Origin of the sequence: Kocuria sp. HSID17590 (genome assembly GCF_003989485.1) — a bacterium.
In the GTDB taxonomy this organism is placed as follows: domain Bacteria; phylum Actinomycetota; class Actinomycetes; order Actinomycetales; family Micrococcaceae; genus Kocuria; species Kocuria salsicia.
Genome location: NZ_RBMB01000014.1, coordinates 12,755 through 28,724 on the forward strand (window position 1 = coordinate 12,755; position 15,970 = coordinate 28,724).

Annotated in this window: 13 protein-coding genes; 1 reads left to right on the plus strand and 12 read right to left on the minus strand. The window is 71.2% G+C overall.

The window, feature by feature from the left end:
* Positions 1-13 precede the first annotated feature (13 nt).
* The 7 genes from D8M39_RS06490 to D8M39_RS06520 form a co-directional block, all read right to left on the minus strand.
* A complete protein-coding gene (locus D8M39_RS06490) occupies positions 14-1,207 on the minus strand; it encodes a type II toxin-antitoxin system HipA family toxin (protein WP_094393462.1) in 1,194 nt (397 codons plus the stop codon).
* Complete coding sequence (locus D8M39_RS06495; RefSeq protein ID WP_055083610.1) at positions 1,204-1,401, minus strand: helix-turn-helix transcriptional regulator; 198 nt, start codon at positions 1,399-1,401, stop codon at positions 1,204-1,206. The genes D8M39_RS06490 and D8M39_RS06495 overlap by 4 nt, the downstream gene beginning before the upstream one ends.
* A gap of 127 nt (positions 1,402-1,528) precedes the next feature.
* The gene (locus D8M39_RS06500) at positions 1,529-2,752 is read right to left on the minus strand and encodes an MFS transporter (protein WP_055083608.1); all 1,224 of its coding nucleotides are present in this window, start codon (positions 2,750-2,752) and stop codon (positions 1,529-1,531) included.
* A 268-nt stretch (positions 2,753-3,020) separates the two neighbouring features.
* A complete protein-coding gene (locus D8M39_RS06505; RefSeq protein WP_055083606.1) occupies positions 3,021-3,485 on the minus strand; it encodes an SRPBCC domain-containing protein in 465 nt (154 codons plus the stop codon).
* Positions 3,486-3,552: 67 nt separating this feature from the next.
* Positions 3,553-4,503, minus strand: a complete 951-nt coding sequence (locus tag D8M39_RS06510) for a glycosyltransferase family 2 protein (RefSeq protein ID WP_238693991.1) — start codon at positions 4,501-4,503, stop codon at positions 3,553-3,555.
* Complete coding sequence (locus tag D8M39_RS06515; protein ID WP_164497803.1) at positions 4,503-5,840, minus strand: PIG-L family deacetylase; 1,338 nt, start codon at positions 5,838-5,840, stop codon at positions 4,503-4,505. The genes D8M39_RS06510 and D8M39_RS06515 overlap by 1 nt, the downstream gene beginning before the upstream one ends.
* A complete protein-coding gene (locus D8M39_RS06520; protein ID WP_055083600.1) occupies positions 5,834-6,838 on the minus strand; it encodes an acyl-CoA dehydrogenase family protein in 1,005 nt (334 codons plus the stop codon). The genes D8M39_RS06515 and D8M39_RS06520 overlap by 7 nt, the downstream gene beginning before the upstream one ends.
* 154 nt (positions 6,839-6,992) lie before the next feature.
* On the opposite strand from D8M39_RS06520, the gene D8M39_RS06525 reads away from it, so the two are divergent.
* Positions 6,993-7,361: a GntR family transcriptional regulator gene (locus tag D8M39_RS06525; protein WP_055083598.1), complete on the plus strand. Its 369-nt coding sequence runs from the start codon at positions 6,993-6,995 to the stop codon at positions 7,359-7,361.
* A 192-nt stretch (positions 7,362-7,553) separates the two neighbouring features.
* Here D8M39_RS06525 and D8M39_RS06530 read toward each other — a convergent pair whose 3' ends face one another.
* Genes D8M39_RS06530 through D8M39_RS06550 form a run of 5 tightly spaced genes read right to left on the minus strand, consistent with a single transcriptional unit; the run spans position 7,554 to position 15,811 of the window.
* Positions 7,554-8,777, minus strand: a complete 1,224-nt coding sequence (locus D8M39_RS06530) for a nitrate/nitrite transporter (protein ID WP_055083596.1) — start codon at positions 8,775-8,777, stop codon at positions 7,554-7,556.
* 41 nt (positions 8,778-8,818) lie between these two features.
* Positions 8,819-9,625 (minus strand): respiratory nitrate reductase subunit gamma, encoded by an 807-nt coding sequence (gene narI, locus D8M39_RS06535; protein WP_126874668.1) that lies wholly within the window; start codon positions 9,623-9,625, stop codon positions 8,819-8,821.
* Positions 9,622-10,317 carry a nitrate reductase molybdenum cofactor assembly chaperone gene (gene narJ / locus D8M39_RS06540; RefSeq protein WP_094393458.1) on the minus strand — a complete coding sequence of 232 codons (696 nt, stop codon included), beginning with the start codon at positions 10,315-10,317 and terminating at the stop codon, positions 9,622-9,624. The genes narI and narJ overlap by 4 nt, the downstream gene beginning before the upstream one ends.
* A complete protein-coding gene (narH, locus tag D8M39_RS06545; protein ID WP_094393457.1) occupies positions 10,317-12,077 on the minus strand; it encodes a nitrate reductase subunit beta in 1,761 nt (586 codons plus the stop codon). Before narH ends, narJ begins: the two co-directional genes overlap by 1 nt.
* Complete coding sequence (locus tag D8M39_RS06550) at positions 12,077-15,811, minus strand: nitrate reductase subunit alpha (RefSeq protein ID WP_126874669.1); 3,735 nt, start codon at positions 15,809-15,811, stop codon at positions 12,077-12,079. Before D8M39_RS06550 ends, narH begins: the two co-directional genes overlap by 1 nt.
* Positions 15,812-15,970 lie beyond the last annotated feature (159 nt).

Sequence of the window (15,970 nt, forward strand, 5' to 3'; positions counted from 1 at the left end):
GACGCCGCTGGGCTCAGTTCGCGAGCTCGGAGCGCCGCTGACGCAGCTCGCGTTCCGCGAATCGCAGGGGCGACCCGTGGAACGGCAGCGCATGGAGGTCAACGGCGGACGCAGCCCTGAGCGCCAGCGCGTTCGCTGAGTGCGCTGCACGCTCCGGGAGCCCGATGGCACGGGCGAAAGCAGCCCAGTGGCTCGCCCTGAGGTTCTTGGTCCGCCCGTCCACCGGCAGCGCCTGGGTCCTGTCGTCGTACAGGAGCGTACAGGGCACGTCGTAGACGGGGGCCACCTCGAACCGCCCGTCGACGCCAGCGAGCACGGACACGTTCTTGGCGTGGAGATCACCGTTGCCGGACAACCACGAGAACACGAACTGGAGGTACAGGTTCCTAGTGGCCACCAGGGGCGCGGCTGTCTGCTCCGCCAGCGCCCGCACGACCTCCTCCGAGGTGCACGTGTACTTGGCCGCCGGCGCCAGCCCCATGACCTGGCACGCGTCCTCCAGCGCCGTGCGGGACCAGCCGCTGCCGAGCTGCCTCCGGTCGAAGCGCTCCACCAGCAACCCGGGAACCCCGTGGCGGTCCACCACCGTCTGCGCAGTGGCCACCGGGATCCTGAGCTGCCTCGCGGCGGCGAGGTGGAGCGCTTCGTTGGCCACGAGGTGGGCGTGCTCCGGGGGATCGAGCTTGAGGATGTATCGCTTCTCCGCTGCCGCCACGGGTGCCGTGAGCATCGACGCGCTGGCCTTCTCCTGGACACCCGGCAGGGCGTGGAGATCCAGAGCGGCGGCGAGCCGTGAGAAGTCGACGTTTTGCAGGTGAGCGGTGTCGACCAGCGGCTCGGGCTCGGCCGGAGGGGTCCCGGCGGGGACCACCTGGACGTCTCCCGGGGCATCGGCCCCCACGGCCATGAGAAGGGAGAGCTCGTCGTCGGGACTCGTCTTGATCGCGTTCCGCAGGACGGTCAGACGGTGCCCTTCCGGCAACAGTCCCGCGAAGAACGCGGGGACCCCGCCCGAGGCCGTGGTCACGGGCGTCTCCTTGACGGGAAGCGTCGTCGCCACCGGTGGGCCGCCCTGCTGCCCGTAGTTCCCGTCGTAGGTGAACACGGTGCTCGCGCCGTCGCCCCGTTCCAGTCGGGCCGCCAACCGCCCAGCCTTGTAGACGTCCGCCGCACGGACCGAGCGCAGGTGCTGCACGTCTGCCGTCATGCCACGCTCACCCGCAGACCGAGCACACCGGCCGTGGCGACGAGGGCGGCCACCGTGGGGTTGCCCCGTCCCGTCTCGATGGCGCGCACCGTCCTCTCGGAGACGCCAGAGAGGTCCGCGAGGTCCTTCTGGGTGAGCCCCGCCTCGCGACGTGCTCGCCGGATGGCCTCGCCGGGCTCCATGATCCCCTGCATCAGTCCCCCTCCGGCAAGTAGTTGCCGATTTCGATTCAGTGGACCCCATTCTACCGCCAAACCTGGCAAACCGGCAAGATGTTGCCTTTCTGGGCTCCGCGGCGTCGTCAAACGCGCCCGAGGTGGCCTATCGGCAGGATGCTGCCGCTCTGGGCAGGAAGGTCAGTGCGAGCACCACGGCCGCCACGATCAACCCCGCGATGCACAGCACCGCCCCGTTCCACCCCGCGGCGGTGAAAGGGACGCCCACCGCGTAGCCGAGCACTGACGAACCGCCGTAGTAGAGCAGGGTGTACAGCGACGACGCCTGGGCGCGCCCCTCTGTGGCGAGGGCGGGAACCCACCCGTTGGCCACGGAGTGCGCCGCGAAGAACCCGGCCGTGAACACGAGCAGCCCCGCCACAATCACGGGCAGCCACGGCACGGCAGTGAGCAGCAGCCCCGTGAGCATGACCAGTGCGGAGCCGAGCAGCACGGGGCGGCGTCCGAACCGCCCCGCGAGGCCGCCGGCCCGTGCAGAGGACCACGTGCCGGAGAGGTACGCCAGGAACAGCACGGACACCACACTCTGGGGCACGCCGAACGGCGCCTCGCCCAGGTGGAAGCCGATGTAGTTGTAGACGGCCACGAACCCGCCCATGAGCAGGAAGCCCTGCAGGTAGAGCGTGAGCAGCCGCCGGTCCCGGAGGTTGAGCCACAGGTGGGAGAGCAGTCCCTGCTCACCCGTGAGCCGCACCGGTTGGGGCGTGAACCCGCGCTGCCGTGGCGCGAGCACGATGAACACCACCGCAGCCGCCGCGGCGAGCAGGGCAACGACGGACGTGCCCACCTGCCAACCGAAGAAGTCCGCGAGGGGTGCGGCGACGATCCGCCCGAACAGTCCGCCCAGGCTGGTCCCGGAGATGTAGGTCCCGGCGGCCACTGCGCCGTAGCGGGGGCTGACCTCCTCCGCGAGGTAGGCCATGGCCACCGCCGGGATGCCGCCCAGGGCCATGCCCTCCACAAACCGCAGGGCCACCAACGCCTCGAACGTGGGCATGAACCCCATGAGCACGCCCAGGCACGTGGCCGCCACGACGGCGATCACCATGGCCCGCAGCCGCCCCCACCGGTCCGAGACGAGCGACCACGGAATCACTCCCACCGCGAGCCCCAGTGTGGCCGCAGAGACGGCGAGCGCGGACTGGGCGGCGTCCACGTGCAGGTCCTCGGCCATGATGGGAAGCACGCCCTGCACCGAGTACAGCTGCGCGAACGTGGCCACGCCCGCGCACAGCAGCGCCACAAGGATGCGCCGATAGCCCGAGCTCCCCCTGTCGTAGCCCTCCCACACCCTGCGTGACGATCCCATACCCGGGTGCACCTCCTGCTGCGACTGTCCTGCCCGGGCAGCTGCGTCTTCCCGGGCCCGGCCGTACCATTCCTGCACGACCTCGGCCAGGGTACGCCCGGTGCGCGCCCGGGCCCGGGCCGCTCCCACGCGAGGTTTCCGTGCGGCGCCGTGCAGGAGTCACGCGGAAGCGGCGGCACCGCCCCGGACACGACGACGCCCGCGTCCTCCCTGGGGAGGACGCGGGCGAACGGTCATTCTGGCGCGGGGCACACCGCTCCGCGGAGTGTCAGGAGCCGGCGACGGTGGAGGCAAGCCGCTCGAGGGACTCCTCCAGAACCTTCTCGCCGAAGAGCGGGAAGCTGATCTTCTTCGTCACCTTGGGGTTGGCGTGCTCCCACGAGTAGGTGAGGGTCACGGTGGTGGAGTCCGAGCCCTCGGGCTGCAGCTCGTACATCCACTCCCAGCCGTTGTCCTCCACGGTGGTGCCCTCGGGGCAGGGCTTCCACGCGATGAGCTTGTTGGGGTCCAGACCGGTGACGTGGTTCTCCGTCTTGTAGTCCCCGCCCATCATCTCGGCGTGCATGTTCATCACAAAGACGTCGCCGACGTTCTGGATGCGCTGGTCCGTGCCGGAGATGACGGTCCCGGAGGCGTCCAGGTCGGGGTGCTTGGCGGGCAGTGTCAAGACCTCGAAGATCTCCTCCGCCGGGGCGTCGATGACACGGCTGACGGTAATGCTCTTCTCGCTCACGAGGTACCTCCTATGTGGTGACGTGTCTCTGTTCCGTTTCAGAGTAGCCAGGACCGGGGCTGGGTGTTCAAGTGTTTTTGCGGTGGGCGAAGAACCTCGCGCCGTTCGGGCGGCCTGCTGGCTCGGGCCGCGGTGGCTGCGCGGGCCCCGGCCGCGGCGCCTTCTCCGGCTGACCGGCCAGCCGTGCGAGGCCCAGCAGGTGGTGGGCGAACCCGAGTTCGGCGCGACCCTCGAACCGCGCGGAGGTGATCGCCCGGATCCGGTCCGTGGCCTCGATACGCGCTCCCGTCCGGTGCAGCGCGGCCACGAGTGCCTCGTCCTCGCTGCACTCCAGTGGCGGAAAGCCCCCGGCGCGTTCGTAGCACACCGCACGAACCCCCATGCTGGCGGCATGGATGTGCGGGTGGCCCTCCGCAAGCGTGTGCTCCCGCTGCCACAGGCGGTACACGGCCACCGGGCACTCCGAGGGGTCCGGTTCCACGGTGCCGAGGACCGCGTCCACCCCGTGCGCCGCGCGCCCCAGCTGGTGCGTCAGCCAGTGTGCGGGCACGGCGGTGTCCGCGTCCGTGGACGCGATCCACTCCGGCCGACTGTTCGCCAGGGCCCACGACGCCGCGGCCGCCCGGGCCCCGCCCGCGCTGCGCCACGTCCCCGTCACCACCTTTAGCCGCGCTACCTCTGCAGCCAGTCCCGACGCCGCCCACGCGGTCCTCGCGCGTTCCACCGTGCGATCGGTGCACGCGTCCGCGGCGAGCACCACCGTCACGTGGAGCGGCGTGGACACGACGGGTGCGGCGGGAGGCGACGGCCGGGCGCCGGCGAGCGGCGCGGCGGCGGCGCTGCCCGGTCCCGCAGGCTCCGGTGTCGCAGAGCTGGGCAGGGGTGTGGCTCGCGGCGGCGTCCCTGTCATGCCGGTCACGGCGCAGGCCGACGCGATGGCCGCCGCCACCGACGTGATGCACCGCCCCACGTGCTGCTCCTCGTTGCAGGCCGGGACGACCACGGCCACCCGGTGCATCACGGCTCGTCCCGAGGCACGAGGCCGAAGATCTCCAGTTCGAAGTCCCGCTCGCGGTGGCTCACCACGCGCCGCAGCTCCGGGCGGCGGCGGGCCTCACGGTGCACGTCCGCACCGTCCAGGGGCCAGTCCGCGATGGGGTGGCGCCAGTGGCACAGCACCAGGTGCCCGTCCGGTCGCAGAGCGGCCACGCAACGCCCGAGCAGCTCGTGCCACTGCGTGGGAGAGCAGAAGTAGCCCATCTCGCTCACGACCACCAGATCCCGGCCGGTCCAGTCCTCACGCCAGTCCGCGGGCAGCACGGCGTGGACGAGCTCGACGTTCGCGAGGTCCTCCTCCGCGAGCCGGGCGCGGGCAGCGCGCAGGGCGACGTCGCTCGCGTCCACCGCGGTCACGGCACCCGCCCGCCGGGCCAGGGCCGCGGTGAGCGCTCCCGTGGAGCAGCCGAGGTCCAGGACCCGCTCGTAGCGCGGGCGCGGGAGGCACCCGAGGAGCACGTCCCGCTTGCGCCGCTCGTACCAGGAGGTGTCCACGGCCCAGGGGTCCGCGGCGGCCGTGTGCACGCGGTCGAAGACGGCGCTCTGGTCCGGGGTGGCCACCACGAAGAACTCGGCAGGGCGCTCGAAGTGCGCCAGCACGTGCTCGCCCAGCAGCACCTCGTCCCCGGGGCGGTCCGAGAGCGGGCGCACCTGGGTCACGTGGTGGTCGAGGGCGGCGCGCTTGGCGGCCCGGTCGACGTCGTCGAGCGGCACCCGCACGAGACCGCGCGGCAGCCGCGTGGGCGTGCCCCAGTGCCACAGCCACACCGGGAACTGGACGCAGCGCACGCCCCGCGCCCCGGCGGCGAGCGCCACGGTGCGGCCCAGGGTGTCGTGGTCCGTGTGGCCGTCCTGCTCCCACGTGGAGAGCACGAGGGGCTTCCGGCCCTTCTCCGCCCACGCGATGTGCTCCGCCACGGGGGCGCGCAGCTGCTCCTCCGTGAGCGAGCCGTCCGAGAGGTCGAGGAAGTGGGGGACGGCGTCCGGGCCCACGAGCGTGCGCAGGGCCGCCACCATCTCCTCGCGCCGCACCTCGGCCAGTTCGTGCGGGGCGTACGTGGTGGAGTCCGGGTGCGAGTTCTCCCCGAGCGTGGCCACGACCACGCGGACGTCCGCCCCGGCCCGCGCCAGTCGGTGGACGGTGCCGCCAGCACCGAGGGTCTCGTCGTCCGGGTGGGCGGCGAAGACGACGGCGCGGTCCACCCCGGCCAGGTCCAGTTCCGGGGCGCGGTGCAGGGCGCCGCAGCGGGCCCACTCCGCCTCCGGGGTGCCGGGGTCCCGGTGGTCGAAGCTCACCACGGGGTGTCCTCCTCCCCCAGCTCGAGCAGGGTGCGGCCGAGGGCTGCGGTGTCCCGCTCGGCGTGGTCCTGGCGGATGTAGACCTGCAGGGACTCCACGCGGCGCACGTGCGCCGGGTTCCCCGTGAGCGGGCCGGGGCCCGTGGCGCGGGAGACCACGCTGATGACGGACTCGGCGGCGTCGGCCACCGTGCGGCGCACGCGAAGGGCCCAGGCGGCGCCACGGTCCCCGGCGGCGTCGCCGTCGTCCACGGCCTGCGCGGCACGGTCCAGGACGGCGCGGGCGGCGCCGAGTTCGAGGTCCAGCCGGCCGAGAGCGGTGAGGGCGGCCTCGTCCACCGGGCGGCGGGGGTGTCCCAGCTGCTCCCACAGCAGGTCCGCGACGGCCTGCGCGCCGCCCAGCCACACGGCCGCCACGCCCATGCCGCCCCACGCGAAGCCGGGGCGCGTCAGGTACCACTCGTCCGCGCCGAGGGGCTCGGCGGGGACGTGCTCGAAGGACACCGGCACGGTGGTCACCTCCGCGAGGCCGTGCGAGATCCACTCCGAGGCCGGTTCCGGGGCGAACCCGGGGTGGTCCGTGGCCACGACGAACGCCCGCCGGTGGCCCGTAGGCGTCCCGTGCTCGTCGGTCACGTGGGCGGTCACGACGGCGCGCGTCACGGAGTCCGCGAGCGAGCACCACGGCTTGCTGCCGGTGAGCGTCCACGCCTCGGGGGCGACGACGCCGCCCGGGACGGCCAGCAAGGGCTCCCCCGGGCCCTCGGCGGCCCACACGGCCCAGGTCTCGTCCGTGCCTGCCAGGTCCTCGCGACCGGCCTGGCGCAGGATGGCGAGGGCGTCCAGGTGGGGTTCGATGATGCGCGCGTGGGCGAGGTCCAGCCGGCCCAGCGCGGTCAGCTCCGCCCACAGCTCGCGCGTGGCACCCTCACCCGGCGGCGGCAGCTCCCACCCGAGCACGCGGGCCCGCTCCAGGGCGTGCTCGACGAAGCGGCGCACCGCCTGCTGATCAGGCGCGACGGCCGGTGGAAGGGGGAGAGCAGGATGACCGGACACGACAGTAAGCCTACGTGCCGTGGCCGGGGCGGCGGGCGAGAGCGCTGACCCGCGGCCCTGCCCCTACGATGAACCCACGCCACGAAAGGGACGCAGCATGTTCACCGTTGATCCGAAGTCCACCACCCCGGTCTACGAGCAGCTCGTGGAGTGCGTGCTGCGGGATGTCTCCGCGGGCGAGCTCGCAGTGGGCGACAGGATCCCGCCGGTGCGCGCGCTCGCCGCTGAGCTGAGTCTCGCCGCGGGCACCGTGGCCAAGGCGTACCGCGAGATGGAGACACGCGGGATCATCGAGACGCGCGGGCGCAAGGGCACCTTCATTGCGCAGGGCCGTGACGAGCGGGACGACGCCGCGGCGCGCGCCGTCGTCGACTACCTCGCGGTGGTCGCGGACCGCCTGCACTACTCGCCGCAGGAGTGCGTGGCGCTCGTGGAGCGCGCGCTGGACCGCCGCGCCCAGGGCTGACCGCCCCTGTGGCCGCCCGGATCACCCGGGGGGCCCGATGCCCCGAGCTGCCCCTGTGCGGGCCTGACTGCGCCCAGGACTGCACCGCGGCAGGTGCCCCGTGCCGCCCGTGGCCGGAACGACGTCGCCCTGCCGTCCACCGGTCACGGTGTCCAGCAGGGCGAGGCGCGGGTCTGCAGTCGTGCGGGTGGCTCAGTCCTCCCGGTCCCGACCGCCGTGGCGCACCACGAGCGAGAGCAGCAGCGCCGCGAGGCAGAACACGGCCAGGAGCATGAGGCCCACGAAGTAGGAGTTGTTCTCCGGATCGTAGGTGGCGCCCATGACCAGCGGCGGGAAGTAGCCGCCCAGGCCACCGGCCGCGGCGATCACGCCGCCCACGGTGCCCACGTTCGCCGCCGGCGTCGCCCGGCCCACCCACGCGAACACGCCGCCGGTGCCGAGGCCCAGGAACAGTGCCATGAGCAGGAACAGCGGACCGTAGACGTGCTCGCCGCTGGGCTGGAACGCCACGAGCACCGCGCACACGATGGTCCCGGCCAGGGACAGCAGCGTGATGACCTTGGGCCCGAGCTTGTCCGCGAGGGTGCCGCCCACGGGGCGGGCGATCACGGCCGCGACCGCGAAGCCCGCGGTGCGGGTGCCTGCGGCGGTGGGGTCGTACGAGTAGACGTTGGCGAGGTACGTGGGCAGGTAGTTGGAGAACGCCACGAACGCGCCGAAGACCACGGCGTAGAGGAAGCACAGCTGCCACGTGACCTTGAGCTTGAACGCCGCCTTCAGCTTCGGCACCACCGGCTCCACGGGGACGCCCGCGCGCGCCGGGGAGTCACGCAGCATGAGCCAGCACAGCACCGCGCTGACAGCCACGATCGCGGCGATGATCACGTGCGTCGTGAAGTACCCGGTGGCCGCCACGAGCCGCGGGGTGAAGAACGCGGAGACCGCGGTGCCCACCATGCCGGCACCGAACACGCCCGTGGCGAAGCCCTTGCGGTGGGACTCGTACCACGCGGAGCAGAACGGGATGCCGATCGCGAAGACCGTGCCCGCGATGCCCAGGAAGAACGCGACCACCACCAGCAGCGGGAAGTTGTGCATTCCCCCCACCACGCCGGTGAGCAGCACGAGCGGCGCGGTGACCCCCAGGATCACCGTGAACATCAGCCGCCCGCCGAACTTGTCCGTGAGCGCCCCCACGGGCACGCGGGCGATCGAGCCCACGAAGATGGGCATGGCCACCAGGATGGCCGTCTGCCCCGGGCTCAGGTGCATCTCCGTGGCGTAGCGCTTGGACAGCGGCCCGATCACGGTCCACGCCCAGAACCCCACGGTGGAGGCCAGGGTGGCCAGCACGAGGTTCCTGAGCTGGCCCTGCTTCAGGTTCGGTGTCGCCGCGGCGACGGGGGCGGTGGACATGGTTCTCCTCGGTGGGTGCGGTGGGACAGTGGGGCGTGGTGCTACTTGGCGCGCGTGGAACCGGAGTGCTCGCGCGGAGGGCGCGTGCGGCGTCGTGTGCTCGCGCGGTCCTGGGTGCCGATGGGCTCCCAGCCGCGCCGGTAGTTCACCGAGCCCGCGCGGGGCGAGTCCCCCCGGGAGCGGTAGACGATGTACGGGCGGAAGAGGTAGTGCAGGGGCGCGGTGAACGCGTGCACCAGGCGGGTGAAGGGCCACACGGCGAACAGCGCCATGCCCCACAGCACGTGCACGTGGAAGCTCGTGGACGCGGCGGCCATGGCGCCCACGTCCGGCTGCAGGATCCACAGCGAGCGGAACCACGGGGAGACCGTCTCGCGGTAGTCCACGGTGGAGGGGTCGAACACGGAGAGCACCGTGGTGGCGAGCCCTGCCAGCAGGGCGCCCACGAGCATCACGTACATGAACTTGTCGTTGTTCGTGGTGGCCATGAACACCGGCCCGGTCAGGCGGCGGCGCACGATCAGCAGCACCAGGCCCACCAGGGTGCCCACACCGGCCACCGAGCCGATGGACAGCGCCAGGAAGTGGTACGCGTGCTCGGACATGCCCACGGCCTCGGTCCAGGACTTGGGGATCACCAGGCCCATGATGTGACCCGCCAGCACCGCCAGGATGCCGAAGTGGAACAGCGGGGACGCGATGCGCAGCAGACGGGACTCGTAGAGCTGCGAGGAGCGGGTGGTCCACCCGAACTGGTCGTACTTGTAGCGCCAGATCAGCCCGCCCACCAGGGTCAGCATGACCACGTACGGCAGGACTCCCCAGAGCAGGATGTCGATCACGTTCACGGGTTTCCTCCGGTCATGGGCAGCAGGCGGGGGTCGTAGGCGTCCAGGCCCACTTCCTCGGTGGGCGGGCCGTAGCCGGCCATCCGGGCCACGGCGGACTCGTCCTCGGGCGAGGGCCCGGGCAGGGTGGAGCACACGAGCTCCACCGCGCAGGCCTGGGGAAGCTCGTCCCGGACCAGCGCCAGGCGCAGCAGCTCCAGGGACGGTCGGTAGCGCTGCAGCAGCTCGAAGCCGTCCTCCGCGGAGACGCGCGCGGCGAACTCGAGCACCACGGGCAGGTGGTCCGGCAGCTCCTCGTCCCCGAACTCGCAGCCGTGGGAGCGGTAGACCTGCTTGAACGCGGACAGCGCCTCGCCGCGGCGTCGGGTGTCCCCGTCCGTCCAGTACGTCAGGTGCAGGCTGTGGCGGCGGGAGAGGTCGAACTCCTGGACGTACTCGCCCTGGATCTCCCGCAGGTCCGGCCCGCGCAGCCACTCGGTCAGCGGCGCGATCCGCTGCGGGTCCACGCCCACTTCCTCGAGCGCGCTCTCCAGCAGCGGCAGCTGCGCCACGAGCTCCGGGCTCGGGTAGCTCAGCAGCAGTCCGGCGCACTGGCGTACCACCGCGGAGCGCTGCGGCGTGCGGTCACGGTAGCCGGGGACCTCCACGGTCCCCTTGCCGGGCTTGCCCAGCAGGTTCGCGAGCAGGCCCATCACCGGCCCCCGTCCGCGCCGGCGGTCCCCTGGTCCGGGCGGGAGCCGGGGTTCGACGACGTCGCCGCGAGGCTCGCCGCGTCCTCCTCGGCCTGCGATCCCTGCCCGATCCGGGCGGGGAACAGTCCGGAGGGCGTGCCGTTGCCGTCCCAGTTCAGCAGGTTCACGCGCCCGGCCAGCTGGTCGTTGCCCGTGGGGTCCTCCCCGCGCTGGCGCGCCTTGAGCGCCGCGAAGTTCTCCACCGCCACGGGGGCGGGGCGCCCGGAGGCCTCCCCGAACACGCCGGTCTGGCCCATCCCGGGTCCGCCGTCCACGTCCAGGGAGCAGCCGATCTCCTCCAGGTTGTGGGCGTCCTCCACGTGGGCGGCGGGGATCACATAGCGCTCGTCGTACTTGGCGATCGCCATCAGCCGGTACATCTGCTTGATCTGCGCACCGGTCATGCCCACCGCCTCCGCGATGCTCTCGTCCGGCTCGTCACCGAGCGTGATGTCCCGCATGTACGCCCGCATGGCCGCGAGCTTGCGCAGCACGTCCGTGATCAGCTCGGTGTCCCCCGCGGTGAACAGCTCCGCGAGGTACTCCACCGGGATCCGCAGGGACTCGATGGCCCCGAAGAGGTTCTCCGGGTCCTCGCCGTCGTGGCCCTGCTCCTTGAGGAGGTCCACGATGGGCGAGAGCGGCGGCACGTACCAGACCATGGGCATGGTGCGGTACTCCGGGTGCAGCGGCAGCGCCACCCGCAGGGTCTTGGCGAGCGCGTACACCGGGGACTTGCGGGCGGCGTCCAGCCAGTCCTCGGGGATTCCGTCACGCCGGGCCGCCTCGACCACCTCGGGATCGTTCGGGTCCAGCATCAGGTCCAGCTGCGCCTCGTACAGGTCCTGCTCGTTCGGGGTCGCGGCCGCCTGGGTGACCTTGTCCGCGTCGTACAGAAAGATGCCGATGTAGCGCATGCGGCCCACGCACGTCTCCGCGCACACCGTGGGGATGCCCACCTCGATGCGGGGGTAGCAGAACGTGCACTTCTCGGCCTTGCCGGACTTGTGGTTGTAGTAGATCTTCTTGTACGGGCAGCCGGTGATGCACTGGCGCCAGCCGCGGCAGCGGTCCTGGTCCACCAGCACGATCCCGTCCTCGGTGCGCTTGTAGATGGCACCGGAGGGGCACGAGGCCATGCAGGACGGGTTGAGGCAGTGCTCGCACAGCCGCGGCAGGTAGAACATGAACGTCTGCTCGAACTCGAACTTGATGCGGTCGTTCGCGTCCTTGCGCAGCTTCTCCACCACGGGGTCCAGGTGACCCATCTCGGTGGCTCCGCCGAGGTCGTCGTCCCAGTTCGCGGACCACTCGATCTTGGTGTCCTTGCCCGTGATCAGGGACTTGGGCCGCGCCACCGGGAAGTCGTCGCTGGCCGGAGCGTTGACCAGGTTCTCGTAGTCGTACGTCCACGGCTCGTAGTAGTCCTTCAGCTCCGGCTGCACCGGGGACGCGAAGAGCTGGGCGAGCTTCTTCAGCCGCCCGCCGGACTTGAGCTTGAGGTTGCCCCGTTTGTTGAGCTCCCAGCCGCCCTTCCAGCGGTCCTGGTCCTCGTAGCGGCGCGGGTAGCCCTGCCCGGGGCGGGTCTCCACGTTGTTGAACCACACGTACTCGGTGCCCGCCCGGTTGGTCCACGCCTGCTTGCACGTGACGGAGCACGTGTGGCAGCCGATGCACTTGTCCAGGGTCATCACCATGGCGACTTGCGACATCACACGCATCAGTACTGAACCTCCTGGGAACGTTTGCGGACCACGGAGACGATGTCCCGCTGGTTTCCGGTGGGCCCCATGTAGTTGAAGGCCCAGGACAGGTGGGCGTAGCCACCGATCATGTGGGTGGGTTTCACGAGGATGCGCGTCACGGAGTTGTGGATGCCGCCGCGCTTTCCCGTGGTCTCGGACTTGGGGACGTCGATCGTGCGCTCCTGGGCGTGGTGGACGTAGACGACGCCGGCCGGCATGCGGTGGGAGACCACGGCCCGTCCCACGAACACGCCGTTGGTGTTCACGCACTCCACCCACTCGTTGTCCGAGACCTCGATGGCCTGGGCGTCCTGCGGCGCCATCCACACCGTGGTGCCACCGCGCGAGAGCGAGAGCATGAACAGGTTGTCCTGGTACTCGGAGTGGATGGACCACTTGTTGTGCGGGGTCAGGTACCGCACGGCGATGGACAGCTCCCCCTTGTCACCGAGCTGCGGCTCGCCGAAGAGCCGGTGCATGTCCAGCGGCGGGCGGTAGACGGGGAGCATCTCCCCCATGTCCTTGAGCCAGTCGTGGTCCAGGAAGAAGTGCATCCGCCCGGTCAGGGTGTGGAACGGCTTGAGGCGTTCGATGTTCACGGTGAACGGCGCGTACCGGCGCCCACCGGTCTCGGAGCCGGACCACTCCGGGGAGGTGATCACGGGCACCGGCGCCTGCTGGGTCTCCTTGAAGGTGATGACCTTCTCCTCGGAGCCGCGGGCGAGGTCCGCCAGGGGCTTGCCCACCCGCTTCTCGAGGGTCTCGAAGCCCTGCGTGGCCAGTGCACCGTTGGTCGTGCCGGACAGGCTCAGGATCGCCTCGGCCATGCGCGCGTCCGAGTCCAGGGCGGGCCGGCCCTCCGCCGCACCGGAGTCGAAGACACCGTGCTGACGGCCCAGGCGGTCCACCGTGGCGGAGACGTCGAACGTCACGTTCTTGGTGGTCAGCCCGAGCTTGTCCGCGAGCGGGCCGAGCGCCACGAACTTGTCCCCGATCGCGGTGTAGTCCCGCTCCACGATCTTCATGGGCGGCAGGTTCTTGCCCGGCACCGCGGAGACGTCCGTGCCCTTCCAGTCCGGCACGTGACCGCCCGGCTGGGCGATCTCCCCGGGGGTGTCGTGCTGCAGCGCGGTGGCCACCACGTCCCTGCGGGTGTCCAGGTGGCCCACCGAGAGCCGGCTGACCTCGTCCGAGAGCAGCTGGAAGAGCTTCCAGTCCGTCTTGGCCTCCCACGGCGGGGTGATCGCCGGGGTGAACGCGTGCACGTACGGGTGCATGTCCGTGGAGGAGAGGTCGTACTTCTCGTACCACGTGGCCGCGGGGAAGACGACGTCGCTGAGCAGCGTGGAGGACGTCATGCGGAAGTCCGCGGAGACCAGCAGGTCCAGCTTCCCCTCGGGGGCCTCCTCCCGCCAGCGCACGTCCTGGGGCTTGGCCTGCGCGTGGTCCTCGCCGCGCACGCTGTGGTGGGTGCCCAGCAGGTGCTTGAGGAAGTACTCCTCGCCCTTCGCGGAGGAGCCGAACAGGTTGGAGCGCCACAGCACGAGCGTGCGCGGCCAGTTCTCCGGGGCGTCCGGGTCCTCGACGGCGAAGTTCAGCTCCCCGCTCTTGAGCTTCTGCGCGATCCACTCGGGTTCCGACGCCGCCTCGCCGCGTTCCACGCCGGCGATCGCCGCGTCCGCGACGTCCAGCGAGTTCTCGTGGAACTGCGGGTAGAACGGCATCCACCCCAGACGCGTGGACTGGGCCACGACGTCCGCCGTGTGCATGTTCTTCAGGTGGCCCTCCGCCAGCGGGGACTGCAGCGAGTCCGAGGAGTAGCCGTCCGAGCGCCACTGGTCCGTGTGCATGTACCAGAACGCGGTGCCGATCATGAACCGCGGCGGGCGGACCCAGTCGTTCGCGGAGGCCATGGCAGCCCAGCCGGTGATGGGGCGGGCCTTCTCCTGGCCCACGTAGTGCGCCCAGCCGCCGCCGTTGCGGCCCTGGCAGCCGCACAGCATGAGCATCGCGAGGATCGCCCGGTAGGTGGTGTCACCGTGGTACCACTGGCAGATGCCCGCGCCCAGGATGATCATGGACCGGCCGTGGGACTTCTCCGCGTTGGCGGCGAACTCCCGTGCGGTGCGGATCACGGCCTCCGCCGGAACGGACGTGACCTCCTCCTGCCACGCGGGGGTGTAGGGCGTGGCGGCGTCGTCGAGGCCCGCGGACCACTCGCCCGGAAGCCCGTCCCGGCCCACGCCGTACTGCGCGAGCATGATGTCGAAGACCGTGGTGACCGTGCGCCCGGCCACCGTGGTGGTGGGAACGCCGCGGTGGATCACGGAGCCCACCCCCGTGGGATCCGTGAACGCGGGCAGCTCCACGGTGCTGACCCCGCCCTCGTAGCCCGCGGAGTCCGCCACGGACAGCGCCGGCAGGGTGTCGCCGAGGTCCAGGTTCCAGCGGCCCTCGTCCTGCTCGTTGTAGCGGAAGCCCATCGAGCCGTTGGGCACCACGGGGCGGTGGGTGTGCCGGTCCAGCAGCACGGTCTTGAACGCGGGATCGGCCTGCCCCGCGGCGTCGTCGTCCCCCGCGGCCGCGAGGTCCTCGGCCGTCACGAACTTGTCCGGAACCACCGTGCCGTCCGCACGCCGGTCCAGCGAGACCAGGAACGGGAGGTCCGTGTACTGCAGGACGTACTCCTCGAAGAACCGCACCCGGCGGTCCACGAAGTTCTCCTTGAGGATCACGTGGCCCATGGCCATCGCGAGCGCGGCGTCCGTGCCGGCCTGCGCGGGCAGCCACTCGTCCGCGAACTTGGTGTTGTCCGCGTAGTCCGGGCTCACCGAGACCACCTTGGTGCCGCGGTAGCGGACCTCCGCGAGCCAGTGGGCGTCCGGGGTGCGGGTCACCGGGATGTTCGAGCCCCACATCATGAGGTAGGTGGCGTCCCACCAGTCGCCGGACTCGGGGACGTCCGTCTGGTCCCCGAAGACCTGCGGGGAGGCCACGGGCAGGTCCGCGTACCAGTCGTAGAAGCTGTTCATGACCCCGCCGATGAGGTTGATGAACCGCGCGCCAGCGGCGTGGGAGACCATCGACATCGCGGGGATCGGCGAGAAGCCGGTGCAGCGGTCCGGGCCGTACGCGGCGATCGTGTGCACGTGCGCGGCCGCCGTCATCTCCACGGCCTCCTGCCACGAGGCGCGCACCAGCCCGCCCTTGCCGCGGGCCTGCTGGAACTCGCGTCGCTTCACGGGGTCGTTGACGATCGACTCCCACGCCTTCACGGGATCCCCGTGGATCTCCTTCGCCTCGCGGTACATCTGCAGCAGCACGCCGCGCACGTACGGGTAGCGCACGCGGGTGGGCGAGTAGGTGTACCAGGAGAACGCCGCACCGCGGGGGCAGCCCCGGGGCTCGTACTCCGGGCGGTCCGGACCTACCGAGGGGTAGTCCGTCTCCTGCGCCTCCCACGTGATGATGCCGTCCTTGACGTACACCTTCCACGAGCACGAGCCCGTGCAGTTCACACCGTGGGTGGAGCGGACCACCTTGTCGTGGCTCCACCGGTTGCGGTAGAAGGAGTCGCCCGCACGCCCGCCCTCGCGGAAGACGGCGCGGCGGTCCGGCGTCTCGTCCCAGCGGGAGAAGAAACGTCCCATTTTCAAGAGCGCGTCGGATGCCGGTCCGTCGATCCCGGCCGGGGTCTGGGTGGTAGCCATACCCGAATGCTAAGCCCTTTTGGCATCGCGGATGCGGATTAAATCGGGCGTGGCGGTCTTGCCTAATTCCGCTCTGACCTGCGGAAATACCACACAGTTAGGTGACCTAATGGCCTGCGTCGACGGTGTTCGGCCTGGTCCGGGCGGGTTCCGGCGGCT